Genomic DNA, 24,051 nt, shown 5'->3' with positions numbered 1-24,051 from the left:
TCGAATGAAGTTTGTTCAGGCCGCCGATTGCTTGCCGGCAATAGACTCAGACGCGACGCCGAGCGACACCGCATGCCGCGTCGGCAATGGCGTGGCCAGGCTGACGAGCACGACCGTCGCGGCGTTGATCGCCATGGCGATCAGTCCCGGCTCGCATTGAGGGGCCACCGCAGCCCAGTAGTGCGCGGCAAACGGCGCCAGCAGCGCAACGAAGCCGGCCGCGAGACCCGCCAGCACACCCACCGCGGTGGTCCGCTTCCAGAGAAATCCGAGGAAGACAGCTGGCGCCAGCATGCCGATTGCCGAATACGCGTCGAGCAGAATCTTCACGAGCGAGCCTTTCTGACTGATCGACAGCCAGACGGCAATCGCGGCAAACACGGTCAGCGAACCGCGCGAGATCAGCAAGGAGGTGCTGTCCTTGAGATTGGGCATGAACGGCGCGACGACATTGCGGCTAAAGATCGAACCCGCGGTCAGCAACAGCAACGCGCCGGGCGCGAGCGCCAACAGGAATCCCGTCCCTGCCACGAGACCGACGATGGGTGCGGCATAACGCTCGGAGATGAATTGCAGCAGCGCGGCGTTCAGGTTGTTGCCCGGCGGATGGGTACCGGCAAGCAGTGCCGCGAAGCCAAGCAGAATGATGAAGAAGTACGCCAGCGAATAGAGCGGCTGCCAGATGGCATTGCGTCGAATCGCGGTCGCGCTTTGCGCCGTGTACGACATCTGGAACAGATGCGGGAACACCCAGTTGCCGAGCGCGATGTTGATCGACGAGGTCATTAACCAGATGGCTGTCGTCGGCGACGTCGGATCCAGCCCCGGGAATTTGCCGATGCCCGGATGCTGCACCTCGGCCATGTGGAAGATATCCAGCATGGACGCCGCGCCCACTTTGCCCGCCACCGTCGCACTCAACAACACGACCACCACGATCATCAGCACGTCCTTGACGCCCGCCGCAAACGCCGCGGAACGCACCCCGGCGACGAAGACGAAGGTGATCATCAGCAAGCCGGCAATCAAGGTGGCCGCCTGGGTGGAGATCAGATCGTCGAGCGTCAACTGAACGATCAATCCCAGGCTCACCAGTTGAATCTGCACATAGACAATCAACGAGGCAATGCCGATCACGCCGGTCACGACACCCAGCCAGGTGGCGTCGTAGCGGGCCGCGAAAAAATCGGCCTGTGTGACGAGCTGACGGGTACGCCCCGCTCGCCAGATCTTCGGCATCAGCCAGTAGCCGATCGCATAGCTCAGCGACACCGAACAGAATGCCAGGTAAGCCGGCGCCCCTAGCGCCCACGCGTAGCCGGAAATGCCGAGCACAGCGAAAGTCGTGTAGACCTCCCCTGCGTTCATGAACCAGAAGATCACCGCGCCCAGACTGCGGCCGCCCACTGCCCAGTCCGCTAACGTGTGTCCCTTGCGGGTGCGCCGGCCATATCCCACCGCGCCGGTCAGCGTGGCAAGCAGGATCACGATCACAATGGCGAGCTTCATCGCGGCTCTCCCGTGGACCCGGAGGTCGCCGCAATGAAGGCCTCTTCTTCACGCTCGACGCCATGCGCACGGTCGAGCCGGAACACGATTGCGATCAGCACGCTCGTCAGCACGATTCCCACCACCTGCCACAGCATCGGAAACGGCAGACCGAGCGGCGACCACGACACGCCGTTGACGACGGGGGCAAGCCCCGCCTGCCAGACAAAAGGAACGACCAGCAACCACCGATACGCGTGACGGGCACTGCCGCCCGCCGCCTGACCTTGCGCCATGACCTTTGCTCCACGTGAAGTTGGACTGCACTAATGGAGGCAGAGTGTGCACCTGTAGTGCACATCATTTCAAGCAGGTCAAAAATAATTTGTGGCGCGGACGGATCAGGTTAACCCTGGTTTATCGGGTATTTTTGGCTATAACCCAGTTCGAGGCGAATCAGGACGAGGCGCATTGACACCACGTTGACGACACAATATCGTGCACCTATACTACACACCAATGTTCGATCGAGCTGCACGACACGAGGCCACAAATTGATTGGTGAACGACTCAAGGAATTGCGGACCGCGCGCGGCATGTCGTTGCGCCAACTGGCAAGTCTCGCGGATGTCTCGCCTACGCTGCTCAGCCAGATCGAGCGGGCGGTGACGGACCCGAGCCTTGAAACCATGCGGCGCCTCGCCGGCGTATTCGGCGAATCGGTCGCCTCACTGTTCGCCCAGACAATCGCGCCTTCGGTCTGGATCAGCCGGCCAGGCAATCGCTCGCGACTGATTGCGCCAAAGGGGCGCGTCGGCTACGAACGCCTGACGGCCGGCAACGGTCAGCTTGAAGTGCTACGCGCCGTGCTGCAACCGGGCGAAGTGTCTGCCGACGAACCGCGCGGCCACGCGTCGTCGGAATGCGTGTATGTGATCGCCGGCGAGCTGATCGCACAGATCGACGGCATCGAGTACCAGGTGGCGGCCGGCGAGAGCATTTCGTTCGACTCGCGGCTGCCGCACCGCTATCGCAACGGCTCTGCCCATCCCACCGAAATCATCCTGTCGGTCACGCCACCGAATCCTTGAACATGACTTCTCACACCCACGACGAGCGCGCAGAAGCGCCCTCGTTCGAGCTTTACGATCTGCGCGTCGAAGTCGTTGCACCGGAGGGCGCCAAGCTGTATTGCGGCGCGCAGGTCGGCGACTCCTTCGAATTGCACGGCGAGATGCTACATCTGCCGCCGGGCCAGGCGTTCTCGATTTACTCGCTCGCGGCATTGCTGCCGCTGCTGCCCGCCAAGCAACGTGCCACCGACCCGCATGACTGGATGTCCACGGACGCCGAAGTGGCCTGCCCCGATCCCAATTGCCCCTCGCGCTTTCGCATCACCCGGCTCGGCAAACGCCGATTCCGGCATGCGGATACGACCGCGGTCAAACTCATCGAAAAGGACTTTGAATGACACAGATGCAGCGCGTCGAGCTGGCGCCCGGCTACTCGATCTCACGTATTCTCAAAGGCGGCTGGCAACTTGCCGGGGACCATGGCAGCGTCGATCGCGCCACAGCGATTGCGGACATGGGCGCTTACTACGACGCCGGCGTGACCGCTTTCGATTGTGCCGACATCTACACGGGTGTCGAGGAAATGATCGGCGAATTCCGTGACGACTACCGCAATCGCCGCGGCGCGGACAGTCTCGATCAGTTGAAGATTCATACGAAGTTCGTCCCCGATCTGTCCGCGCTCAAGACGATCGACCATCGGTTAGTTCAGCAAACCATCGACCGCTCGCTCTCGCGTTTGCGCGTCGAGCGACTCGACCTGGTGCAGTTTCACTGGTGGGACTATTCGGTCCCGCGCTACCTCGAAGTCGCGCAATGGCTGCGCGAATTGCAGCAGGCGGGCAAGATCGACCGCCTGAGCGGCACCAATTTCGACACACAGCGCACGAAGGAGCTGGTAGATGCAGGCATCGAACTAACCAGCATGCAGGTGCAGTACTCCCTGCTGGACCGGCGTCCGGCGCGGCAACTCGGCGCATATGCGCGCGAGCACGGCATTCATCTGTTTTGCTACGGCACCGTAGCGGGCGGGTTTCTGTCCGGGCGATGGCTCGGCGCCGCCGAACCGGGACAGGACATCGCCAACCGCTCGCTCATCAAGTACAAGCTGATCATCGACGATTTCGGCGGCTGGGATCTGTTCCAGACGCTGCTGCAAACGCTCGAGCGCATTGCGGTTAAGCACGACGTGTCGATTGCGACCATCGCGACGCGTTGGGTGCTCGACCAGGAGCAGGTCGCGGGCGCCATTGTCGGCGTGCGCCGCGGCGATCATCTGCCGGAGCATCTGAAGGTCATGGCGGTCGCACTGGATGCAGAGGATCGTTCGGCGATCGCGCAGGTGTTGGCGCAAAGTTCGACGATCGAGGGGGACGTGTATAGCGTCGAACGCGACATTCATGGGCGGCACGGCAACATCATGAAGTACGAGCTGAACAGCGCTACGTGACGTTGCATCCCTGTCATCGATCTACCGTATCATGATCCGCGGTTCTCCCAAGCCGCCCGACAACCCGGATCCGACACCTTCGATGAGTCACAGCGACCAGACAGCCGGCGACGCAGCCGAGCCGCACACCATCCCATTCATCACGCATGGGTCCTATCCGCGACGCGTGGGCAATCGGGTTCATCCGCTCGTCGACAGCGGGCCGGCTTTTCGCCGCATTTGCGAAGTGGTGGAGCATGCGCAGCACAGTGTCTGGCTCACCGTGACCTTCATCGCCACGGACTTTCAGATGCCGGATGGCCGGGGCACGCTGTTCGATGTGCTGGATCGCGCCGTCGAGCGAGGTCTCGACGTCCGCGTGATTTTTTGGCGCCCCAATCCCGAGAGCAGCGGATACGGACAGACCTTCGCCGGCACGCCCGCGGACTTCGAGTGGCTCGCTGCGCGGGGTTCGCGTTTTAGCGCCCGCTGGGACCGCGCGCCGCGCGCCTTTTGTCATCACCAGAAGTGCTGGCTAATCGATGCGGGTCAGCCGGCCGAGACCACGTTTGTCGGCGGTATCAATCCGACCTTTGCGATTGTCGAACCCGGTCATGTAGACGGCGAGCCACGCCACGATGTGTATGTCGAGATTACGGGTCCGTGCGCAAGCGACGTGCATCACAATTTCGTGCAGCGTTGGAACGAAACCAGCGAACGGACGCAGGCCCTTGGGGTCTACGGCCCGCAAGGCCATTCCGCGCTCGCTTTCCCGATGTGTTCATCCGAGCCATGCGGCCCGAGCGTCGTGCAGATTCAGCGCAACGTCCACGCGGATTGCTATCGTGAGGCACACGCTGCTGCTGACAGCGAGGCTTACCCCATCGCGGCCGGCGAACGCTCCATCACGGATCAATACTTGCTGGCCATTCAGGCTGCGCGCCGTTCGATCTACCTGGAAAACCAGGCGCTGCCTGTGCCCACTATTGCCAGCGCGCTCGAAGATGCCTTGAAACGCGGGGTAGCCGTCGTCCTGCTCTTACCCGGCGAGCCCGAGGGATATGTTGCGCAGTGGCGACTGAAACCGGAGAGCAAGCCGTTTTTCGATCAGATCGAAGCACTCGGCCGCTACGCGAATTTCACGTTGGCGGGGATTGCGGGGCCGACGCGATCCGGCGGCCGGCGCTACGTTTACGTCCACGCCAAACTCATGCTCGTCGACGATGCGTGGATGACGATCGGCTCGTGCAACCTGCATGCGAATTCGCTGTTCGGTCACAGCGAGATGAATGCGACGGTCTGGGACCCGGATGCGGTGCGCGAGCTGCGTTGCCAACTCTTCCTCGAACATCTGGGAGAAGACACGCGTCACCTCGACGACGTGTCCGCGCTGCAGCTCTATCAACGTATCGCACGCGATAACGAAACACGATGGCAAGCGGGCGACTTCAACTGGAACGGTCTCGCCTGCAGCCTGAACCCACAGACGTATGGCGAAGCGCAAGACCGTCTTCACCCATAGGTCCGAAGAAGGGCCAACAGCACGCCCTTCGGACCGCACCCTTTCACGCAAAGCGGCTCAACGAAAACGCGGACAGATCAATCTGGCTTGCGCCGCTCACGCAGCGCTGCGCCACCGCTTCGCCAATCGCCGCCGAATGCTTGAAGCCATGCCCCGAACAGGCTGACACCACGGTCACATTGTCGAGCGTCGGATGATCGTCGATGATGAAGCCGAAGTCAGGGGTCACCGTATACGTGCAAACGCGTGCCTTGACCAACTCAGAGGTCACACCGGCGATATTGCCCGCCACCTGCTTGCGATACATCTCGTCCACCTCGGCGGCGGAGACCGTGCGATCGAGCGCGTCGATCGAGTTCAGCGCCACATACTGCTCGGTCGCGATCTTCATGCTGCCTTCACCGGGAATAGGCGGAAAGCCATAGCAAATATCGGCTTCCCCGGGACCATGGGCCAGAATGAAACTCGGCGACACTTCCGGGAAAATCGTCGGCTCGGCCAGCCTGAACCAGTACAGCGTTTGCCGGCAGACCTTCAGCAAGGCGCTAAACGGCTCGCCCAACAGGTTGGCGGACCACATGCCGGCACAGACAATGACCTTGTCGGCCACGAGCGTCCGTTCGCCCGCTTTGACGCGAACCCCACCACCGTGCGATTCCAATGCGGAAACCGTGGTACCGGTGATCAGGGTGGCGCCAAGCGCTTGCGCCGCCTCTAGCTGCGTCGCGATACAACGCTCCGGACGCACAAAGCCTCCCTCAGGTTCGAAGTACCCCACCGCGCCATCGCGGATCGGTCCGAATTGAGGGAAGCGCTCGCGGATCTGCGACGATGTGAGGACCTCGTGCGCAATGCCATAGGTACGCCCCAGCTCAATGGTGTTCGCGGTGAAATCGGCCGCGCCATGATGCGACGTCGTCGTCGCGCTCGAGCTCATGACGAGTACCCCGCATTGCTCGAACAGCGCTTCACCGCTCTGCGCTTCCAGCTCGCGCCAGATCTGATGCGACCTGCGCACCAGCGGCACATAAGCAGCCCCTTCGCCCACTGCCAGACGCGTGATACGCGTATCGCCGTGACTCGATCCCTGATCGTGCGGCGGAGCGAACCGGTCAATGCCCACCGCTTTTACCCCGGCTTTCGCGAGTTGGTAAAGCGTCGCCGCGCCCATCGCGCCCAGCCCAACTACTGCAACATCGCATCGCTCTTCAGACACAGCCTCTCCTTCAGCAGTTGACGATATTCGCGATCATACCTTCGTCCAGGGAAAACCCCGATCCTCAGCGCACAGAATTCATACAATCATATATATGAATTTACCCGGCCATTGGCCCATACGATCGTGGACGACCGCATTCCCCGCTATCACCGCCTGCGCGACCAGTTGGCCGCGCGTATCGCTGCGCTTGAATGGCAGCCGCACGATCCGCTGCCGACGGAGCAGGAACTGGCGCTCGCATATGACCTCGCCGTGGGCACCGTGCGCAAGGCGGTCGACCTGCTGGAGCGCGAGGGGCTGGTCGAACGCTTCCAGGGCCGCGGCACCTTCGTGCGCCGCGCCACCTTCGATCGCTCGCTGTTCCGCTTCTTCCGTTTTCATGCGCCTAACGGCGAGCGCCGCGTCCCCGAGAGCCGCATTCTCGAGCGTGTGGTCAACAAAGCGCCCAAGGCGGTGGTGGCCCGATTCAGCCTGAAATCCGGCGCTAAAGCGATCCGGCTCGCCCGTTTGCGTCTGATCGACGACACACCCATCGTGGCCGAACAGATCTGGCTGCCGTACGAGCCCTTCGCGGCGTTAGCCGACTGCCCGGTCGAGGAATTCGGCCCACTGCTGTATCCGTTCTACGAGAAACGCTGTGCCCGTGTGGTGGCGCGCGCCGACGAACGCCTCACTGTCGAAACCGCCAACGCAACAGACGTCGCCGCGCTGGGCGTACCCGAGCATAGCCCGATCGTCGTCATCGAACGGGTCGCCTTCGGCTACGACGGCGCGCCGCTCGAATGGCGCCTCTCGCGTGGCGCCGCCCAACACTTCGCATACGAAATCGAAATTCGCTAGGCGCCGCAGTCGCGTTCTGCGCGCCCATCGCGGCGCGCAGCGACGGCTTGCCATTGCCGGCACAGTTAAATGGCGCCCTGTGCGCCGCGCAGTTTTCGGGGTTTAACCAGTAGCAGCGCCGGCATCAGGCGCGTGGAGTCCAGATGTTTTCCTGGTATGGCGAAGTATCCAAAAACGAGCGGCGCACCTTCTGGGCGTGCTTCGGTGGCTGGGCGCTCGATGCGCTCGACGTGCAGATGTTCAGCCTCGTGATTCCGGCGATCATCGCCGAATGGGGCATCAGCAAAACCGAGGCCGGTCTCGTCAGCGGCGTCACGCTGATTGCCTCGGCGCTGGGCGGCTGGATTTGCGGCGCGGCGGCGGACCGCATTGGCCGTGTGCGCACCCTGCAGATTACGGTTGCATGGTTTTCCGTCTTCACGCTGTTGTCGGCATTCGCGCAGAACTTCCCTGAATTCATCGTTCTCAAGGCCTTGCAGGGTTTTGGCTTCGGCGGCGAATGGGCGGCCGGCGCCGTGCTGATGGCGGAGACGATCCGCAACCAGCATCGCGGCAAGGCCATGGGCGCCGTGCAAAGCGCATGGGCCGTGGGCTGGGCCGCGGCTGTGCTGCTCTATGCCGCGGTGTTCTCGTTCCTGCCGCCGGCCATGGGCTGGCGCGTGATGTTCGCGGTCGGCATGCTGCCCGCCCTGCTCGTCATCTACATCCGGCGCCATATCAAGGAGCCCGAAGCACCCGCTGCCAAAATAAAGAAGGATGGCGGCGCCGTCGAACGCATGCCGCTTCTGTCCATCTTTGCACCGGATGTCCTGCGCATGACGCTGATCGGCGGTCTGCTCGGCGTCGGCGCACATGGCGGCTATTCCGCGCTGACGACCTGGTTGCCCACGTTCCTGAAGACGGAACGACACTTGTCCGTGCTCGGCACCGGCGGCTACCTGGCCGTGATCATCCTCGCGTTTTTCTGCGGCTGCCTGGCCGCATCGGTGTTGCTCGACGCGATCGGACGGCGGCAGACCATCCTGCTGTTCTCGGTGTGCTGCGTGGCGACCGTGATCCTGTACGTGTTCCTGCCTATGTCGAACCACGCCATGCTCGCGCTAGGTTTTCCGCTCGGCTTCTTCGCCGCCGGCATTCCGGCAAGCATGGGCGCCCTCTTCAACGAACTCTATCCACGCGGCACGCGCGGCACCGGCGTGGGCTTTTGCTACAACTTTGGACGGGTGGTCTCCGCCGGCTTCCCGGTGCTGGTCGGGCATCTTGCGAGCCAGTTTTCGCTGGGCTTTGCGATCGGGACATCCGCGGCCTTCGCCTATGCCATCGTCGTCGTTTCGATTTTGATGCTGCCGGAAACCCGCGGCCGTACACTTGCCGATGAACCCGCAGCCTGACGTCGACGCATGACCTTCTCTCACGGTACGACCGCCCTTCACACCGCACAGCCGATCACCGGCATCGACAGCCACGCGCATGTATTCGTGCGCGGTCTTCCGCTTGCGTCGGGACGCCGCTATGCGCCGTCCTACGATGCGACGCTCGACGACTATCGCAAGATGCTCGCGAGCCTCGGGCTATCGCACGGCGTTCTGGTCCAGCCGAGCTTCCTCGGCACCGACAATGGCTTCCTGCTGTCCTGTCTCGCCGCGCATCCCGGGCAGTTGCGCGGCATCGTCGTCGTGGATCCCGCCCGCGATCTCGGTGAGATCGACGCGTGGCATGCCCGTGGTGTGGTCGGCGTACGCGCCAATCTGATCGGCAAGGCCTTACCCGACTTCGGCGATCCGCTCTGGGCGCCGTTTCTCGAACGCATGACGGCGCTGGACTGGCATCTCGAAGTGCAGATCGAAGCGGCCCGCCTGCCTGACATCGCACCGGCTTTGCTCAATAGCGGCGTGCGTATTGTCGTCGATCACTTTGGACGCTTCGAGCCGGCGCTCGGCCTCGCCGATCCAGGCTTTGCCAGCCTGCTCTCGCTAGGCGCCACGCGGCGTGTGTGGGTGAAAATATCGGCGGCGTACCGCGTGAGTCCGGATCCGCGCGATCCGGACGCAGCGCTCGCGATCGCCGCCCGTGCATGGCCGGCATTGCTTCGCGAATTCGGCGTGGATCGTCTGGTGTGGGGAACGGACTGGCCGCATACGCAGTTCGAAGACGTCCAGAACGCGCGCCTCGTCCGCGATCATCTGGGCGCCTTCGTGAACCAACCCGATCAGTTGCGTGCCGTGCTGATCGATACACCGGCCTCGCTCTTTCAGTTTGTTTGAACGGGCGTCACCGGACACAACAACAATCGCTTTTCGCTACGCTCAACCAAGAGACCAACGTGTTCAATAATCTATCGGTCAGAACGGGTCTGACTCTCGCCACCGGCATCTTTGTGCTGCTGGTACTGGCGGTCGGCGCCTGTGCCTTTACGTCGCTCGCCTCGACCAACGAAGCGCTCAGCCACATGTATCAGCACGACATGACGGCTACCAATGCGCTGTCGCGCAGCTCCGAACTGCTGTTGCGCTGCCGCTCCGCGAAGAATCGCTACGAATCGCTCACAGGCCAGCAAAAGGATGACGACGCGGCGCGGCAACTGCAACTCGCCACCACCTACTGCAGCGAATCGCAGAAGCAATGGGACGCCTTTCTCGCAGTGCCGGTTTCGCCGGACGCGCAATCGCTCGTCAACGACGCAGCGGACAAGCACGCCGCCATGATGAGCAAGGGCATCATGCCGGAGTTCGATGCCCTCAAGGCCAAGGACTTCGACGCTTATCACCGGATCCAGTTGCAGTTCAGCAGCCCGCTCTATAACGAGTTCGACAAACTGTCCCAACCGCTGCTCGACTATGCCGTCTCGCGCGCGGCACAGCGCTTCGCCGATGCACAGGCGCGCGCGCATGTGATGAATCTGGTGCTTGTGGCGTGTGCGCTGCTGGCGGTGGCGATCGGCATCTTCGTGCGCCGGGCGCTCACGCGCGTGGTGGTCGAGCCGATCAACGAAATGGCGCAGGACTTCGAGCGCATGTCGAAGGGCGATCTGCAAAGCGACATCGTCGCGCGCGGCACCAACGAAATCGGCCAGTTGCAAGTCGCCTTGCGCCGCATGCAGATGGAACTCGCAGGCACCGTGCGCCATATCCGCGCATCCACCGAATCGATCACCGTCGCGGCAAGCGAGATTGCCTCGGGCAATGCCGACCTGTCGGCGCGAACCGAGCAACAGGCGGCCTCGCTGCAGGAAACGGCGGCGAGCATGGAACAGATCACCGGCACGGTCAAACAGAACGCCGACAACGCGCGTCAGGCGAGTGCCTTTGCGCTCAACGCATCGGAGATTGCGGGCCAGGGCAGCGCCGTGGTGAACAACGTGATCGGCACGATGGACGAGATCAACCAGAGCTCGGCGAAGATCGCCGACATCATCACGATCATCGAAGGCATTGCGTTCCAGACCAATATTCTCGCGCTCAACGCAGCCGTCGAAGCGGCGCGCGCAGGCGAGGATGGTCGAGGCTTTGCCGTGGTTGCGGGCGAGGTGCGCAGCCTCGCGCAACGTTCGTCGGCAGCGGCCAAGGAGATCAAGGCGCTGATCGACACGTCCGTGAACCGCGTGCAAGCCGGTGCAAGCCTCGTGAATCAGGCCGGCAAGACGATGAGCGAGATCACGACCGCGGTACAACGCGTGACCGACATCATGGGCGAAATCTCAGCGGCATCCGAAGAGCAGAGCGGCGGAATCGACCAGATCGCACGCGCGGTCACCCAGATGGACGAAGTGACGCAACAGAATGCCGCGCTCGTTGAAGAAGCCGCGGCGGCGGCGCAATCGCTGGAAGATCAGGTGAAGTCGTTGAAGCAGGCGGTGGCGATCTTCCGCGTGGATGGGCATGCGTCGGCGAGGGTGTGACCGTCCGCAGGCCGCGTGCGATTGAACGCTGACTGCGGCTGCGGTTGCCGCCGGCTCACAACCGCTCCTTCGGGACGGCTGCCGCCGGCGGCACGATGGATTCGAATTTCGCAGCCTGCGCCCCACCCCGCCTCGCCTTCGGCGGCACACGCGACGGCAAGGTGGACAGGCGCATCAGATGGCGCAACGCCATCATGGCGCCGATCGCTTCGAGCACGCCGGCCGGCACCCACATGATCAGGCCACCCAGGCTCTGATCCAGCGAGGCCGGCACCGACGTGAACGCGCGGCCGCATAACGTGAAGATCGGATAGAGGTCACGCGAGGAAAACGTGATGATGGCGCCCACCAGAATCTGCGGCGTCATGGTGATGACCGGCGAGAGCACGCGCAGGCCCGGCCGGGTGCGGCTCGGCGGACTGGGCCGATGGTCGAGCAGCATCCACCAGTACAGCAGGCCGCTGACGGCCACCGACCAGTTCATGAACGTGTAGATGCGCCAGTCGAGCATTGCGACGAACTGGACGGACGGAATCAGCCAGAAGACCACCGACACGACGAAGGCCGCCGAAATAAAGGCCGGATTCAGCACGACCGCCGCCGCGATACGCGCGGGCCGCGTCCGTTGCCAGCGCCGCAGCGCGCTGCGCCAGCGCAACGGCAAGCCGGCGCGCAGCGCACTGCCTGGATAGGCCGCCATCAGGATCAGCGGCGCCAGGTGGTGCAGCACCAGATGCTGGAGCCGATGGACGAAGAACTGGTGCTCGGCGTAGTAATCGAGCCGCGTATGCAGCGCGATATAGAACAGCCCGAGGCCGACCCAGAACGCCACCTGCCGCGCAAGGCTGATGCGAACGCGGCGCGAACCGCGCGCGAACAGCACCGCAACGGCGACGAAAACGGCGACGAGCGCGAACGACGGCTCCCACGGATCAAGCAGACTAATCAGCGACATGGCGAATTCAACGGTAACGGCGGGACTGCGGGGCCGCAATCATGGTCCCATGGTCCGGCCCGGCGACTCGCATGTTAGCAGGTGTCTTGCCAGGATCCGGCAAAGCGCGCGCCGCGCCGCGAGTCTCACTTCACCCGGCTGAACGGCGTGGCGCCCGCCATGGTCGGCAAGACGATCGCATCGTGTGCCTTGTCGTAAGCGATGCTTTCGGTCCCGCCGCCCGTGCTGACCTCCAGCGCGCCATCCCGGTAAGCGGCTGAAATCACCGCGCCCTTCATGGCGCCACGGGTGGTATTGGCGATGATAAACCCATCGTCGTTCCGCGTGATCTCGACGCTCTGCGCGCTTTTAGTGCTTTGCCATTTGCCGACGAATTCGTCGCCTTCCTTGTTCCCGCAACCGCCGAGCCCGACAAGCGCTGCGACAGTCAACATCACTACACCACCCCGTATCATGAGGTTCCCCTCTGTTTTATGATCGTTTTGTCAGTCAGCCTTGCGACGCAGCGCCAGTCGGCTGAGATTCCGGCGCATTCAAACCAACACCCGGCCACCAGAGCCAGTCACGCGCGGTGGGCAAGCGGTCCTGCATTTGCTGCCGAAGTGCGGCGGCCTCCGTACCGGCGCCGTAGACACGTTCGGCCATCAGCATCAGGGGCAGATAGTCTGCGAGACTCACGCCCTCAATGTCCTTGTACGGCCAGCTCGATGGATCCGCCGCATACGCCGCGAGGTAAGCATTCGCGATGCGTAACGCCGGGCGGCTCGCATTCGGGTAATGCCAGACGTCTACGCCGAGTTGCTCGCCATAGCGGGCAATTCGAAACAGCGCCAGCAAATTGAAGGTGCTGTAGTGAAACGACCGCGTGCGTTCGAGCTCGAGCGGCTGCCGGCCATCCGCCGCGATCTGCGTATCGAGGCGCGCGGTGAGCGCCTTCTGCAAATATTGCCCAGCCAGCGGGCGATCGCCCGTGAACAAGGCATAGTCGATCACCTGCTCGTCGAAGTACGAGCCGTGGTTGTTGCGCGCAGCGGCTTCGTCGTGACCGGCCGGACTGGTCAGCAGCCATTGCGTATAGTCGGCGAACCATTGACGCAAGCCCGCCCTGTCCGCTTCGCTTAGTTGACCTGAGGGTGCGATCAAACCAATCGCGTCGACGATCTGCCAGAAATAACGGGTATCGATAATGCCGGTACCGCGCCCGTGCGCCACGCCCATCAAGGCCTGCCCGTAGTTCAGATTGGGATTCATCCGCGTGGCGGGGTCGAGAAACCACGTGCGCAACAGGAGCGCCGCGCGCTGCGCGTAACGCTCGTCGCCGGACAGGTAGTAGGCCGTGCCGAGATCGCCCACCGCTTGCGAAAACTGCGCGATGCGCTTCGAGTCGGTCTCGTCGTTCTTGGTTGCCGGGTTGATCCGGCCGTCGCGTCGCACATACGGAAGACCGTTGTGTCTGGACGGATCGGGCCACCAGTACGGCGCCATGCTCAGATAGTCGTGCTTGTCGCCGCTCGGCGGCGTCACGCCTTTGGCCGTGACCGTAAACGGCGTGGCGACGAGCGCCTCGCCGGCGTCGCGAATGAGCTGCCGATACGCCGGCAGTAACGCGGGGTCGCCCGCCTGGATGCGCTGCTTCGCGAATGCAAGGGATGCGGGATCGAGCGTGTAGACCGCGGGCGCCACAGGCGCGCCGGCTTCAACCGCGCGCACGATCGAACACGTAAGGATGAGACATGCGGATATCACCAGCATTGAAGGTTTCATTGCACGCGGCCCCGGAACGCTCTGCCGTTAACTCACCAGCGTCCGGCCCCGCAGACGCTTTGCGAGCACAATAGTCCTATTCGGTCCGCGCAACAACCCACCTAGCGACGCCAGCGGCTTGAGGGGTCGGAGGGCTTCCGGCTCTCGAGCCCGGCGGCTCTTCGTTGACCTTCAAGGAGTTCGTCGAGCCGCCTCGATTCCTTGTTGATAGAGAGAAGCTCCAGCAGGCAGGAAACAATGAACAGCACAAAGTTCAGGATCAGCACGCCAATGATGACCTCGATCCAGTCACCCACCCCGGCCCCCGTCGACACTCGACTTTTCATTCAATGTATCTGCCTCGACGAAACATGAGCCAGCAAAAGCGCGGACTCATCTTATTCTCTTTACCCGTTAAGATTGCATCAATTTTAATTGAAAAGTCCATCCATCCGCATTCGACAAGGTAACAATTTAATAAAAAATATCCGGAATAATACCTAACAGCCTATCAATGGCAACTCAGCGCGGCAGTGAAATCCATTCATCCTGCCTGCCGGCAGACGAGGTGATCAGAGCTCCCGGCGCCGTCACCGCATCCGTCCACGCAACGCCATCGGCACTCCAAAGACCTGACGCGCACCCATTACAATCACAATCGCGCGCTAGCCCTGTTCTGCATCCGCACAGCCCAGCCGATTCCATCGGCACAATGAAAATGTTGTAAAAATTCTCAATTTTTCCTCAATAGACCGCTATGCGCAATTTGACCCGTTCCGATCTGACGGAATTAAATGTCTTTTTAAGTTTGACACGGTCCCGAAGCTTTCGGGTCTCGTCGCTCGAACTGGACGTGTCCTCTTCCGCGATCAGCCACTCCCTTCGCAATCTGGAGAACCGGCTGGGGGTCAAACTGATGAACCGAACCAGCCGCTCGGTCGTCCCCACCGTGTTGGGCGAAACGCTCGCCAAGCAACTGGAGGTCGGCTTTGAATCGATCGGTACGGCGCTCGATGCGCTTGAACAGCATCGTAACTTCCCGGTTGGACGCTTGCGCCTCAACATTCCCTACGATGCGTCCGTGCTGTTATTGCACCCGGTTCTGGCCGGGTTTGTGACCGCCTATCCGTCAATCGATCTCGACATCGCCGTCGACGACCGCATTGTGGATATCGTCGCGGACGGCTTCGACGCGGGCATCCGCTATGGCAACTCCGTGCCGCGCGACATGGTCGCCGTGCCGCTCACGCAACCGCTGCGCTGGGTCGTGGTGGGGTCTCCCGCCTACCTGGCGCGACGCGGACGCCCGCTGCGGCCGGCGGACCTGCGCAGCCACGCCTGCGTACGCATGCGCCTAGGCGACAAGACGCTGTATAAATGGGAGCTTGAGAAAGGCAACGAGTTCGAGAGGATCGACGTGCCGGGACCGATTTGCGTCAACAACACGCAATCGGTCCTGAACGCTGTGACGAACGGCATCGGCCTCGGCTATTGTCTCGAACGGCACGCGCGGGATTTTGTCCGCACCGGACAGCTCGAAATCGTCCTGGCCGATTGGGCCGCGCTCGGCGAGCCGCTGATGATGTACTACACGAGCCGCCGGCAGCCCGCGCCAGGACTCAAGCAGTTGATCGAGACGATCCAGACGGCTGAAGGCGTCAATTGAGCGGTATCGGGCCGGCAGCACCGAGTCGAAAACACTCGCGGCGGCCGGCCGCTGCCCGGGGCCTAGAAGTTGTGGCGGACACCGACGCGCACGAGCGTCTGCGTATCGCCCGCTGACGAGATGCCGTTCGCCACGTCGCCGATCGACGCGGTGGCGTTCACCACGTTGCCGTACTGGTCAAGCGTCTTGCCGCTGGCCTTCTGATAGCCGACCATGGCGTACAGCGAGGTGCTCTTGGACAGGAAGTAGAACGACGACAGATTGAACTGGTTGTACTTCGGAGCCGACTGGCCTTCGATCGAGCTGCCCGCGGTGTAGTCGTAGCCCACGGCGACACGCAGTTCCGGATCGATCTGCCACGATGCCGTCGCCCCTGCCGAATTGAACGTCTCCTTGCCCTTGAACAGCGAGAAGCTGCTCGCCTTGTACTGCGTGTTGCTATAGGACAGGCCGAGGGTCACCGGACCGACCAGGTACGAGCTCGACGCGGCGACGATCTGCATGTTCTGCGCCGTCGCAAAGCCCTGATTGATCGACGACGAGAAGGTGCCGTCATACGAACTGGTCCACGTACCGCCCGTCGGGCCATAGGTGTTGTTCGCCTGCAGATACGCCGCGCCGAGCGCGAACGGGCCGTTCGTGTACTGGCCACCCAGGCTCCACGTGCTCTGGTTCTTCAGGCTGCCCGCCTGATTGCCGAAGCCGTACAGGGCGCCCAGTTGCAGGCCGCGGAACGACGGAGTCACGTACTTGAACGAGTTGTTCTCGCGCGACTGGTTGTCGATGTTGTCGAGGTCGCCCGGGTGCGCGGCCATGCCGCTCAGAAAGCTGGTCGGTCCAATCGAGCCGACGAAGTCGACGATCGGGTCGTACTGGCGGCCCATCGTCAGCGTGCCGAACTTCGTGCTGGAAAGGCCCACAAATGCCTGCCGGCCGAATTCGCGGCTGCTCTGCCCCAACTGGCCGGTGCCGATGTTAAAGCCGTTTTCGAGCTGGAAGATCGCGGCCAGGCCGTCGCCCAGATCTTCCTTGCCCTTCAGGCCCCAGCGGCTGCCGTACCACGTACCGCTCGCGAAGGCGTAGTTCGACTTGCCGACCAGCACGGCGGGCGTGCCGGCCTTACCCGCCGTCTGGACGACGGCCTGATTGCTGGTGTAGCCCAGACCGGCATCGACGATGCCGTACAAGGTGACGCTACTCTGCGCGTGGGCTGCGGCACACAAACCGTTCAGGGTGACGAGAGCGAAAAGCGACTTTTTAATCATCATTAGGATACCTATATGTTAATGAAATACCGACCGCCTTGTTGAAGCACACTTCCTACCGGACTCGGAGCGGATTCACTCCAGGGCTGGCGTACGGCGCCAGATTCAATCGTTCATGGTGACGGTCCCGCCCTCCGAGGCGAGCCAGTTCGCGACCGTCACGACAAGCTGATCGATGTCGTCGAACCGTTCGACGCCTGGCACATGCGGGGCGCCGCATGTGGTGAACACCGGCTTGCCCCACTGCAGGCCCAACGCCATCTCGGAGAGCGTGCCCAGTCCGCCGCCCACCGCAATCAGGCACACCGAGGCACGCGCAATCAACGCGTTACGGGTGATGCCCAGTCCGGTCGGCAACGCCACGGTCAGATACGGGTTTGCCTCAGCCGCGTCGTCTTCGGGCAACAAACCGATCACCACGCCGCCCGCTGCCTTTGCACCGCAGGCGGCTGCTTCCATCACGCCGCCTTTGCCGCCGCATAGAAGCGCCATGCCGGCACCGGCCAATGCGTACGCCAGGCTTCGCGCCGACGACAACTGCTCCGCAGTCGCCTCGCGCGGACCAATCAGGCCGACCGGCGTGACATGGCGTCTCGCACTCGTCTGACGGGCGGCCAGTTTTTGCAGCGCAAGATACGCGTGATGCGACCAATCAATCTCTTCGTTGCCGTGCAAGGCATTCCCCCAGCGCAAGGACACAGGTACAAACGGCCATCAGCACGAGCGACAGCGCTGCGGCGAGTGGAAAATCGGTCTGTCCATCGGACAGCTTCAGATACATCAGGAGCGGCAGAATATTGATCTGCGTGCCGGCTAGCGCGAGCGCCGTCCCGTAGGTGCCGAGCGCGATCGAATTGACGAGACACCAGGCGGCCGCGATCGAAGGCCAAAGCTCGCGCAGCGCCACATCGAACAACGCCCGCAGCGGCGAAGCGCCCAAGGTCAACGCGGCTTCGAGCGGCCGGCGGTCCAGGTTGGCGATAGCCGGATACACCATCAGCGCCACACGCGGGATCAGGTAGTACGCGTAAGCCAGCACCAGGCCTGCGCTCGTGTAGATCAGCGATCCCACGCTAGCGGGATCCGCGCCCATGCCTGCGAGAAGGCTCGTGACAAATCCAGCGCGGCCGAAAGCGAGAATGAAGCCGTAAGCGATCACGAGCCCGGAGAACGCCAGCGGCACGCCGAGCAGCGCGAGCAACCAGCGGCGGCGGCCGGGCGCTTGCGCAGCCAGCGCCATGGCAAGCGGCACCCCCACCGCCAGCGAGACGGTGCCAGCGCTCACCGCCAGCACCAGCGAATTCGCCAGCGCGCTCGACACCAGCGGATCCCGGACGAGCCGCACGAAAGCCGAACCGCGATCGTCCGCCGCCGATACCATCAGCGCGCCCAGTGGCAGCGCGAAAAACAACGCGAGAACGAGCCCGGCCGGCACAGCGCCGAAGCGTCTCACGAGGCCGGCGTTGTCGTCGGCGTTGTCGTCGGCGCCGTGGGTTGACGATGCATCCATCTTGCCGGGCCCCTTACTTCGCGAGCGCAGCCTGCGCCCACAACTGGTCCACCTCGGCCTTCTTCGCGGCGGCCTTGACCACATCGAGCGGATGCACTTGCGGTGCATCGGGCATCTTCGCGCGGATCTCCGGCGAGAGCGGCACACCCGGCACGGCCGGACGCACATAGCCTTGCGCAAACAACGCCTGACCGACGTCGCTCATCACCAGGTTCAACCAGAGTTGCGCCGCATCGGAATTCGGTGCGTTCTTTACCAGGCTCATCGCATACGGCGCCGATACGCTGGCCTCCTTCGGAATCACCACCTCGGCCGCGTCGCCCATGCCGTCGACGTATTTCGCTTTCAGCCCGTCGTTCTCGTAGCCGATCAGGATCGGAATTTCGCCTTTGAGGAACTTCGCGTACGGCGTGGTGCCCTCGACGCGCATCACGTTACCGGCTTCGCGCAGCTTGCCGAAGAAGTCGGCGCCCGGCTTCGGATTGTCGACGCTGCCGCCGAATGCATAGGCGGCGGCGAAGACGTCGACTTGCCCCTGGCCCGTCGAACGCGGGTCGAGATAGACCACCGAGTTGCGGTATTCCGGCTTGAGCAGGTCGGCCCAGCCTGTCGGCACATCCTTGACCAGCTTGCGGTTGACGAGCAGCGCGATATTCAGCGAATGGACCGTGAACCAGCGGCCGTCGGGATCGCGGAATACCGGCGGCAACTTGTCGAAGTTCAACGGCTTGAACGGCGCGACGACATCCTTGTTGACCGCGTCGAGCGCCGACGCGGCAAAGTAGTAGGCAGTGTCGGCCTGCGGGCGGCGGCGGGCCTTGTCGAGGGCGACCACGGTCGCGGCCGAGCCGATGTCGTTGTAGGTGATCTCGACCTTCGGATAGCGCTTCCTGAACTCGGCGAACAGCGACTTCCAGTTGGCCCATTCCGGACCCGTGTCGAACGAAACGACGAGTCCTTCGTCAGCGGCCTTCTCATACAACGCGTCCTCGCCGGGATACAGCGGCGCGGCCTGCGCGCTGCACGCGCCGCCCAGCAGCGTCAATGCGCAAACGAATCCGGCCGCACGGCGCACGTGCGACACAAGACGAAACCCTGCAACCATGGTGACACTCCGTCAAACTGCATGAATGGAAATCAGTTGAACTACGCGGCCAGGACGCGCAAGTCCTCGGGGGCGATGGCGATGGCGTGTTCGGCAAGACACCGCCCTTCGCATAGCAGCGGCGCTTGCGCGTGCTCGGGAACGAAGTCGTAGCGGCAAGTCGCGCCGAAATAGCGCACCTCGGTGCGACGGCCGCCCAGCCGGTTGAGCGCGTCCGCCGGCGGATCGGGCTGCACGTGCTCCGGCCGCAGCAGCACGCTGACACGCTCGCCGGGACGGAACGCGCCGGTGTCGGCGAATAGCACTGCGAAGGACACATCGACGGCGTTCACGCCGATCACGCGGCCAGGCATCACGCTCGAATGGCCCACAAAACGCGCGACCTGCGTCGATACCGGCTGCGTGTAGAGGCGCTCCGGCGTATCCACCTGCAACACCCGCCCGCCGTCGACCACGGCGACCCGGTCGGCAAGACTCAGCGCTTCGTCCTGGTCGTGCGTCACCAGCAGCGTGGTCGCGCCGCAGGCGCGCTGCAGCGTGCGGATTTCGTCGCGCAATTGCTGGCGGATGCCGGCGTCGAGCGCCGCGAGCGGTTCGTCGAGCAGCAGGACTTTCGGCTCGAAGGCAAGCGCGCGCGCCAGCGCGACGCGCTGTTGCTGTCCGCCCGAGAGCGAGGCCGGGCGGCGCGCTGCGTGTTCGGTGAGCCCTACCCGTTCGAGCATCTCGAGTGCGCGGGCACGGCGCCGGTCCCGGTCGACACCTCGCATGCGCAGCCCGTAGGCCACGTTATCCACTACGCTCAGATGCGGAAACAGCGCATATTGCTGGAACACCATGCCGGTTTCGCGACGCCACACCGGCACGCCGGCGACATCTGTTCCGCCGATGGCGATGCGGCCGCGATAACCGTTTAGCAGTCCTGCGGTCAACCGCAGGATCGTGGATTTTCCCGAGCCGCTGCGGCCCATGACGGCCAGCAACTCCCCGGGCGCGACCGTCAGCGTCACGGATTCGATGCCGTGCCGCGCACCCGGGTAAGCAAAGCTCACGTTGTCGAAATGAAGACTCATCGTTTTACTTGAACCGTTGAACCGTATTGACCGAGACCAGCGTCGCGATCACCGCGAGGCCCAGCAGCACCACGGTGGCGGCGCACGCCAGGCCGGTCGCGCCGTAGAACGCCTGCAGCAGCACCACCGGATAATTGCGGTAGCGAAAGCCGGCGATCAGATTGGAAACCTGAAATTCCCCAATCGACAACGCAGCCACCATCACCAGTCCCGAGAGCACACTCTGCCGGAGGTTGGGCAGCGCAACCGTGAGGAACTGCCGCAGCGGCGTGGCGCCGAGCGTGGCGGCGCACGCTTCGAGCCGCTCGATGTCGAGGTGACGCAAATCGCTGAGCAGCGTTTGTGTCAGATAAGGCAGCGTCAATACGGTATGAGCGGCGATCAGCAGCGGCAGCGAGCCGAGCCACGGCAAGGTGTCGCCGCTGAAGACCGCGATGTAGCCGAAACCGAGCGTCAACGCCGGGACGCCCACCGGCAGCAGCGCGATCAGCCGTGCGCTCATGCCGCGTCCCGAGCGCGAGCGGTAATGCAACGCATACGCGAGCGGCAAACCGAGTGCGGAACATGCGCCGCAGCAGGCCAGCGCCACCAGCAGGCTGACGCCGAAGGCGCGCCGCAAGCCCGGGTTGGCGGCCAGCTCCGCGAACCAGTGTCCGGTGATGCCGGCCGGCAGCACGGTATTGGTCCACGTCTTGCCGAATGCACCGATCAGGAGCAGCGCGATCGGCAACAGCATGTAGCACGCAAACAGCACCACGACGATCTGCAGCGCGATGCGCCCGGCCGGCACGGCGCGCGGCGCCCCGCGGCGGGCGGGGAGGCGCGGCTGGATAGCGGGGGTGGCGGGGGTCTGCATGCAGGTGTTCCTCGATGAGCAAAATGAAACCCGCCCACCATGCGACGAACCGGTGCGGGTTTCGAATTGCTTGCAAGTGTGCGGATACGACATGGCGTCGTCATGAAAAAAACGTACAAAACACGCATTGCGCTGTGCCTGATCGGAACAGTTCGCGCCACACTTCGATGCCACCTTGCCGATGAAACACCACTATCCCAACGTTGCGGAACTGCTTGCCTTCACGAGTTCGGCAAAGCATCTGAATTTTTCGCGGGCGGCGCGCGCCCTCGGCCTGACGCCCAGCGCGGTGAGCCGGCAGATCGCCAGCCTTGAAGCCGCATTCGGCGTGCAGCTTTTCATTCGCGACGGCCGCAACCTCGTGCTGACCCGCGCCGGCAGCGTCTACCTGTCGCGCGTGGCGGGGCCTTTGCGCGACATCGGCAATGCGTCGCTGGAATTGATGAGCGCAGCCGGACAGAGCGACCTGCTGACCATTGCCAGCGTGCCGACCTTCACAACCAAATGGTTGATTCCGCGGCTTCCCGACTTCCTCTCCAGCACGCCGGGAGCGACGATCAGCTTTAGCCGGCATCTCGCGCAGGGCGACCCGTTTCCGCTCGACCTCGATGCGGCGATCCGCTATGGCGACGGCAATTGGGAGGGCGTGGTGTGCGATTACATCGACGGTCGGCACTTCATATTGGTCTGCTCACCTGACTATCACCGTCGGCATCCGCTGCGGATACCGGAAGACACGGCGCATGCGCCACGACTGTTGCATGGGCAAGCCGAACAGGTTTGGGCCCAATGGGCGCAGTGCTATGGCGTGCGTGGCCTGCATGCGCTCGGCGGCCCACGCTTCGAGCAGTATTCGGTGTTGTTTCAGGCTGCGCAAGCCGGCCTAGGACTCGCGCTTGTCCCGGCATTTCTCGTCGCGGACAACCTGGCCGCCGGGACGCTGATCGAACCGATCGCGGCGCCCATCGAGGTCGATCAGGGTCACTACCTCTGCTATTTCCCCGAACGTATCGAGACGCGGCCGCCGCTGGCTCAGTTCCGCCGGTGGGTGCTGTCGCAGGTCGAAGCCACGACGAGTGGCGACTCGCTTCGGGTAACTAACCGTTCCACGACGGCTTAGCTCGACAGCGGCCACGGTCGCAGCACCAGCGCAGCCAGCCCACCAGCCCCAGCAGCACGAGTCCAGCGCCACCCAGCACGGGCTCGCGCCATGCAAGCAGCGCGGTAAAGGTGAAGGCCCGCGTGCCGGCCAACAGTGCGAAACCGGCAATCGCGGTGCTGGCTGCGTCAAGAGCGCCGAACACCCGCGCGAACGCGAGCGCAACGGCAAAACCAGCGGCACGAGGCTCGTGCATGATCGTCTCCTTGAAGGCGGGAAGGCTGGCAGCCCCGGTTGATGGGCGGTGGGTCAGGCAGCGCCCGGCATGGCGTCGAGGAAGCCGGTGACGGCCTGCAGGCGGCCGCTCGGATCGACGACACCAAAATCCGAACCCTTGACGACCGGCGTGCCGTCGGGCGACGCCAGTTCCCACGAAAAACGCAGGCGGTTGGCGAAGCCGTCCACATCCGTGGTGCGGCGGAAGGTGTGGCGGGGGAAGCGTTCGTGCACGGCGCGAATCATCGCGTCGATCCCGTCATGGCCGTCGCCCGAAAGCAACGGGTCGAGATAGGCGGCGTCGGTGCTCCAGGTGGTGGCGATCAGTTTGCGACGGCTCGCCGTGTCGGTTTCGTTCCACGCGGCGAAATAGCGGTCGATCAGTTCGGTATGGGCGTTCATCGCAGATTCCTTCAGTCGCTTGAGTGAGCGCTACGCTCGGCAAACCGTGTGTTTGCGGCGGGCTCGGACTGAAGAATCGACGTTGGGGAGGCGTGAGTCGATTACCTAAGACGTAATGGAATTGGGGCGGAGGGTTCTATTCGGCAATCGTCACAGGTCAAGCTGTTCCTGCGTGATGCCAAGCGCTGCAGCGATTTTCTCCCGCGACACCTTACGCAAACGTTCGCTGACTTCCTGTTGCGCATACGCCGACTGGCTGATACCGAGGCGCTTCGCGACCTCAGCCTGGGTGAGACCGAGATGTTCCCGCCACGCACGTACCGGTGTCGCGCCATCGACCGTGCGGCTCACGACGTCGTGCGGAATCAGCTCACGTTCCACGTTTCGCTCGGCAATGTAGTCCTCGTACGGAATGACCACGAAGGCGGGCTTCCCATCCAGCCCATTGATGACCTGAATGTTAGTAGGTCCGTTCATCGCGCTTCCTCACTTCTTCGATTTCGACGACCTTGATTGTGCCGTCCCCGTCACGAATCGCAATCTGCTGCTGGCGATCCAGCTTGCGCAACTGTTTAACGGCCTTTTGCGTCCAGTTTATCGCAGTCATCGATTAAATTATAAGTCAAAAATAAGTT

General features: G+C 63.2%; 27 protein-coding genes. 10 read left to right on the top strand and 17 right to left on the bottom strand.

The features are described 5' to 3' along the window. Positions 1-15 precede the first annotated feature (15 nt). Together P3T42_RS10125 and P3T42_RS10120 are read right to left on the bottom strand one after the other, a co-directional pair. Complete coding sequence (locus P3T42_RS10125; protein WP_429305917.1) at positions 16-1,509, bottom strand: sodium:solute symporter family protein; 1,494 nt, start codon at positions 1,507-1,509, stop codon at positions 16-18. After that, complete coding sequence (locus P3T42_RS10120) at positions 1,506-1,784, bottom strand: DUF3311 domain-containing protein (RefSeq protein WP_429305916.1); 279 nt, start codon at positions 1,782-1,784, stop codon at positions 1,506-1,508. Before P3T42_RS10120 ends, P3T42_RS10125 begins: the two co-directional genes overlap by 4 nt. A gap of 258 nt (positions 1,785-2,042) precedes the next feature. Between P3T42_RS10120 and P3T42_RS10115 the strand changes: the two genes are divergently transcribed. Genes P3T42_RS10115 through P3T42_RS10100 form a run of 4 tightly spaced genes read left to right on the top strand, consistent with a single transcriptional unit; the run spans position 2,043 to position 5,512 of the window. Beyond that, positions 2,043-2,579, top strand: coding sequence for a cupin domain-containing protein (locus P3T42_RS10115; RefSeq protein ID WP_074294709.1), 537 nt, complete (start codon positions 2,043-2,045; stop codon positions 2,577-2,579). 2 nt (positions 2,580-2,581) lie between these two features. Continuing rightward, positions 2,582-2,959 carry a TIGR04076 family protein gene (locus P3T42_RS10110; RefSeq protein WP_074294708.1) on the top strand — a complete coding sequence of 126 codons (378 nt, stop codon included), beginning with the start codon at positions 2,582-2,584 and terminating at the stop codon, positions 2,957-2,959. Then, positions 2,956-4,011 carry an aldo/keto reductase gene (locus P3T42_RS10105; protein WP_429305915.1) on the top strand — a complete coding sequence of 352 codons (1,056 nt, stop codon included), beginning with the start codon at positions 2,956-2,958 and terminating at the stop codon, positions 4,009-4,011. Before P3T42_RS10110 ends, P3T42_RS10105 begins: the two co-directional genes overlap by 4 nt. A gap of 31 nt (positions 4,012-4,042) precedes the next feature. Further along, positions 4,043-5,512 carry a phospholipase D-like domain-containing protein gene (locus tag P3T42_RS10100; protein ID WP_429305914.1) on the top strand — a complete coding sequence of 490 codons (1,470 nt, stop codon included), beginning with the start codon at positions 4,043-4,045 and terminating at the stop codon, positions 5,510-5,512. A gap of 43 nt (positions 5,513-5,555) precedes the next feature. Here P3T42_RS10100 and solA read toward each other — a convergent pair whose 3' ends face one another. Further along, on the bottom strand, positions 5,556-6,728 hold the full coding sequence (gene solA, locus P3T42_RS10095; protein ID WP_429305913.1) for an N-methyl-L-tryptophan oxidase: 1,173 nt from the start codon (positions 6,726-6,728) through the stop codon (positions 5,556-5,558). 111 nt (positions 6,729-6,839) lie between these two features. Here solA and P3T42_RS10090 point away from each other — a divergent pair, with 111 nt between their 5' ends. The 4 genes from P3T42_RS10090 to P3T42_RS10075 all read left to right on the top strand — a co-directional run bounded on the left by P3T42_RS10090 (position 6,840) and on the right by P3T42_RS10075 (position 11,469). Next, entirely contained in the window at positions 6,840-7,571 is a 732-nt protein-coding gene (locus tag P3T42_RS10090) for a GntR family transcriptional regulator (RefSeq protein ID WP_429305912.1), read from the top strand. A 143-nt stretch (positions 7,572-7,714) separates the two neighbouring features. Further along, positions 7,715-8,962, top strand: coding sequence for an MFS transporter (locus tag P3T42_RS10085; protein ID WP_074294704.1), 1,248 nt, complete (start codon positions 7,715-7,717; stop codon positions 8,960-8,962). 9 nt (positions 8,963-8,971) lie between these two features. Continuing rightward, positions 8,972-9,835: an amidohydrolase family protein gene (locus tag P3T42_RS10080; RefSeq protein WP_429305911.1), complete on the top strand. Its 864-nt coding sequence runs from the start codon at positions 8,972-8,974 to the stop codon at positions 9,833-9,835. Between the two features lie 59 nt (positions 9,836-9,894). Further along, positions 9,895-11,469 carry a methyl-accepting chemotaxis protein gene (locus P3T42_RS10075; protein WP_429305910.1) on the top strand — a complete coding sequence of 525 codons (1,575 nt, stop codon included), beginning with the start codon at positions 9,895-9,897 and terminating at the stop codon, positions 11,467-11,469. 55 nt (positions 11,470-11,524) lie between these two features. Here P3T42_RS10075 and P3T42_RS10070 read toward each other — a convergent pair whose 3' ends face one another. From P3T42_RS10070 to P3T42_RS10055, 4 genes are all read right to left on the bottom strand, one after another. After that, positions 11,525-12,424: a cytochrome c oxidase assembly protein gene (locus tag P3T42_RS10070; RefSeq protein ID WP_074294701.1), complete on the bottom strand. Its 900-nt coding sequence runs from the start codon at positions 12,422-12,424 to the stop codon at positions 11,525-11,527. 125 nt (positions 12,425-12,549) lie between these two features. Then, positions 12,550-12,858, bottom strand: a complete 309-nt coding sequence (locus P3T42_RS10065; RefSeq protein ID WP_083640264.1) for a hypothetical protein — start codon at positions 12,856-12,858, stop codon at positions 12,550-12,552. A gap of 55 nt (positions 12,859-12,913) precedes the next feature. Continuing rightward, the gene (locus P3T42_RS10060; protein WP_429305909.1) at positions 12,914-14,176 is read right to left on the bottom strand and encodes an alginate lyase family protein; all 1,263 of its coding nucleotides are present in this window, start codon (positions 14,174-14,176) and stop codon (positions 12,914-12,916) included. A 113-nt stretch (positions 14,177-14,289) separates the two neighbouring features. Beyond that, a complete protein-coding gene (locus tag P3T42_RS10055; RefSeq protein ID WP_429305908.1) occupies positions 14,290-14,514 on the bottom strand; it encodes a hypothetical protein in 225 nt (74 codons plus the stop codon). Between the two features lie 410 nt (positions 14,515-14,924). Here P3T42_RS10055 and P3T42_RS10050 point away from each other — a divergent pair, with 410 nt between their 5' ends. Continuing rightward, on the top strand, positions 14,925-15,833 hold the full coding sequence (locus P3T42_RS10050; protein WP_074294698.1) for a LysR family transcriptional regulator: 909 nt from the start codon (positions 14,925-14,927) through the stop codon (positions 15,831-15,833). A gap of 62 nt (positions 15,834-15,895) precedes the next feature. Here P3T42_RS10050 and P3T42_RS10045 read toward each other — a convergent pair whose 3' ends face one another. The 6 genes from P3T42_RS10045 to P3T42_RS10020 all read right to left on the bottom strand — a co-directional run bounded on the left by P3T42_RS10045 (position 15,896) and on the right by P3T42_RS10020 (position 21,639). After that, positions 15,896-17,095 (bottom strand): porin, encoded by a 1,200-nt coding sequence (locus tag P3T42_RS10045; protein WP_074297161.1) that lies wholly within the window; start codon positions 17,093-17,095, stop codon positions 15,896-15,898. Between the two features lie 108 nt (positions 17,096-17,203). After that, positions 17,204-17,773, bottom strand: a complete 570-nt coding sequence (locus tag P3T42_RS10040; RefSeq protein WP_074294697.1) for an LOG family protein — start codon at positions 17,771-17,773, stop codon at positions 17,204-17,206. Next, on the bottom strand, positions 17,751-18,608 hold the full coding sequence (locus P3T42_RS10035; RefSeq protein ID WP_429305907.1) for an ABC transporter permease: 858 nt from the start codon (positions 18,606-18,608) through the stop codon (positions 17,751-17,753). The genes P3T42_RS10040 and P3T42_RS10035 overlap by 23 nt, the downstream gene beginning before the upstream one ends. Positions 18,609-18,621: 13 nt before the next feature. After that, positions 18,622-19,713, bottom strand: coding sequence for an extracellular solute-binding protein (locus P3T42_RS10030; protein ID WP_429305906.1), 1,092 nt, complete (start codon positions 19,711-19,713; stop codon positions 18,622-18,624). 41 nt (positions 19,714-19,754) lie between these two features. Continuing rightward, positions 19,755-20,783 (bottom strand): ABC transporter ATP-binding protein, encoded by a 1,029-nt coding sequence (locus P3T42_RS10025; protein WP_429305905.1) that lies wholly within the window; start codon positions 20,781-20,783, stop codon positions 19,755-19,757. A gap of 4 nt (positions 20,784-20,787) precedes the next feature. After that, positions 20,788-21,639 (bottom strand): ABC transporter permease, encoded by an 852-nt coding sequence (locus P3T42_RS10020; RefSeq protein WP_074294693.1) that lies wholly within the window; start codon positions 21,637-21,639, stop codon positions 20,788-20,790. A 181-nt stretch (positions 21,640-21,820) separates the two neighbouring features. Here P3T42_RS10020 and P3T42_RS10015 point away from each other — a divergent pair, with 181 nt between their 5' ends. Then, the gene (locus P3T42_RS10015; protein WP_074294692.1) at positions 21,821-22,759 is read left to right on the top strand and encodes a LysR substrate-binding domain-containing protein; all 939 of its coding nucleotides are present in this window, start codon (positions 21,821-21,823) and stop codon (positions 22,757-22,759) included. Here P3T42_RS10015 and P3T42_RS10010 read toward each other — a convergent pair. From P3T42_RS10010 to P3T42_RS09995, 4 genes are all read right to left on the bottom strand, one after another. Then, on the bottom strand, positions 22,737-22,994 hold the full coding sequence (locus P3T42_RS10010) for a hypothetical protein (protein ID WP_429305904.1): 258 nt from the start codon (positions 22,992-22,994) through the stop codon (positions 22,737-22,739). The genes P3T42_RS10015 and P3T42_RS10010 overlap by 23 nt on opposite strands. A 53-nt stretch (positions 22,995-23,047) precedes the next feature. Continuing rightward, positions 23,048-23,416 (bottom strand): nuclear transport factor 2 family protein, encoded by a 369-nt coding sequence (locus P3T42_RS10005; RefSeq protein ID WP_429305903.1) that lies wholly within the window; start codon positions 23,414-23,416, stop codon positions 23,048-23,050. Positions 23,417-23,566: 150 nt separating this feature from the next. Beyond that, positions 23,567-23,893 (bottom strand): helix-turn-helix domain-containing protein, encoded by a 327-nt coding sequence (locus P3T42_RS10000; protein WP_074294689.1) that lies wholly within the window; start codon positions 23,891-23,893, stop codon positions 23,567-23,569. Continuing rightward, entirely contained in the window at positions 23,877-24,023 is a 147-nt protein-coding gene (locus P3T42_RS09995) for a hypothetical protein (RefSeq protein WP_429305902.1), read from the bottom strand. Before P3T42_RS09995 ends, P3T42_RS10000 begins: the two co-directional genes overlap by 17 nt. Between the last annotated feature and the right edge of the window lie 28 nt (positions 24,024-24,051).

This window comes from Paraburkholderia sp. GAS38 (assembly GCF_050434965.1).
In the GTDB taxonomy this organism is placed as follows: domain Bacteria; phylum Pseudomonadota; class Gammaproteobacteria; order Burkholderiales; family Burkholderiaceae; genus Paraburkholderia; species Paraburkholderia phenazinium_A.
The sequence above is the reverse complement of the archived record's forward strand: the minus strand, read 5'-3'. Positions and strand labels throughout refer to the sequence as shown.

Bases quoted from the DNA above. Each gene is read 5' to 3' on its own strand.
- P3T42_RS10125 (WP_429305917.1), bottom strand. From the start codon at position 1,509: ATGAAGCTCGCCATTGTGATCGTGATCCTGCTTGCCACGCTGACCGGC.
- P3T42_RS10120 (WP_429305916.1), bottom strand. From the start codon at position 1,784: ATGGCGCAAGGTCAGGCGGCGGGCGGCAGTGCCCGTCACGCGTATCGG.
- P3T42_RS10110 (WP_074294708.1), top strand. From the start codon at position 2,582: ATGACTTCTCACACCCACGACGAGCGCGCAGAAGCGCCCTCGTTCGAG.
- P3T42_RS10105 (WP_429305915.1), top strand. From the start codon at position 2,956: ATGACACAGATGCAGCGCGTCGAGCTGGCGCCCGGCTACTCGATCTCA.
- P3T42_RS10100 (WP_429305914.1), top strand. From the start codon at position 4,043: ATGATCCGCGGTTCTCCCAAGCCGCCCGACAACCCGGATCCGACACCT.
- P3T42_RS10085 (WP_074294704.1), top strand. From the start codon at position 7,715: ATGTTTTCCTGGTATGGCGAAGTATCCAAAAACGAGCGGCGCACCTTC.
- P3T42_RS10080 (WP_429305911.1), top strand. From the start codon at position 8,972: ATGACCTTCTCTCACGGTACGACCGCCCTTCACACCGCACAGCCGATC.
- P3T42_RS10070 (WP_074294701.1), bottom strand. From the start codon at position 12,424: ATGTCGCTGATTAGTCTGCTTGATCCGTGGGAGCCGTCGTTCGCGCTC.
- P3T42_RS10065 (WP_083640264.1), bottom strand. From the start codon at position 12,858: ATGTTGACTGTCGCAGCGCTTGTCGGGCTCGGCGGTTGCGGGAACAAG.
- P3T42_RS10060 (WP_429305909.1), bottom strand. From the start codon at position 14,176: ATGCTGGTGATATCCGCATGTCTCATCCTTACGTGTTCGATCGTGCGC.
- P3T42_RS10055 (WP_429305908.1), bottom strand. From the start codon at position 14,514: ATGAAAAGTCGAGTGTCGACGGGGGCCGGGGTGGGTGACTGGATCGAG.
- P3T42_RS10050 (WP_074294698.1), top strand. From the start codon at position 14,925: ATGCGCAATTTGACCCGTTCCGATCTGACGGAATTAAATGTCTTTTTA.
- P3T42_RS10035 (WP_429305907.1), bottom strand. From the start codon at position 18,608: ATGGATGCATCGTCAACCCACGGCGCCGACGACAACGCCGACGACAAC.
- P3T42_RS10030 (WP_429305906.1), bottom strand. From the start codon at position 19,713: ATGGTTGCAGGGTTTCGTCTTGTGTCGCACGTGCGCCGTGCGGCCGGA.
- P3T42_RS10025 (WP_429305905.1), bottom strand. From the start codon at position 20,783: ATGAGTCTTCATTTCGACAACGTGAGCTTTGCTTACCCGGGTGCGCGG.
- P3T42_RS10020 (WP_074294693.1), bottom strand. From the start codon at position 21,639: ATGCAGACCCCCGCCACCCCCGCTATCCAGCCGCGCCTCCCCGCCCGC.
- P3T42_RS10015 (WP_074294692.1), top strand. From the start codon at position 21,821: ATGAAACACCACTATCCCAACGTTGCGGAACTGCTTGCCTTCACGAGT.
- P3T42_RS10010 (WP_429305904.1), bottom strand. From the start codon at position 22,994: ATGCACGAGCCTCGTGCCGCTGGTTTTGCCGTTGCGCTCGCGTTCGCG.
- P3T42_RS10005 (WP_429305903.1), bottom strand. From the start codon at position 23,416: ATGAACGCCCATACCGAACTGATCGACCGCTATTTCGCCGCGTGGAAC.
- P3T42_RS10000 (WP_074294689.1), bottom strand. From the start codon at position 23,893: ATGAACGGACCTACTAACATTCAGGTCATCAATGGGCTGGATGGGAAG.
- P3T42_RS09995 (WP_429305902.1), bottom strand. From the start codon at position 24,023: ATGACTGCGATAAACTGGACGCAAAAGGCCGTTAAACAGTTGCGCAAG.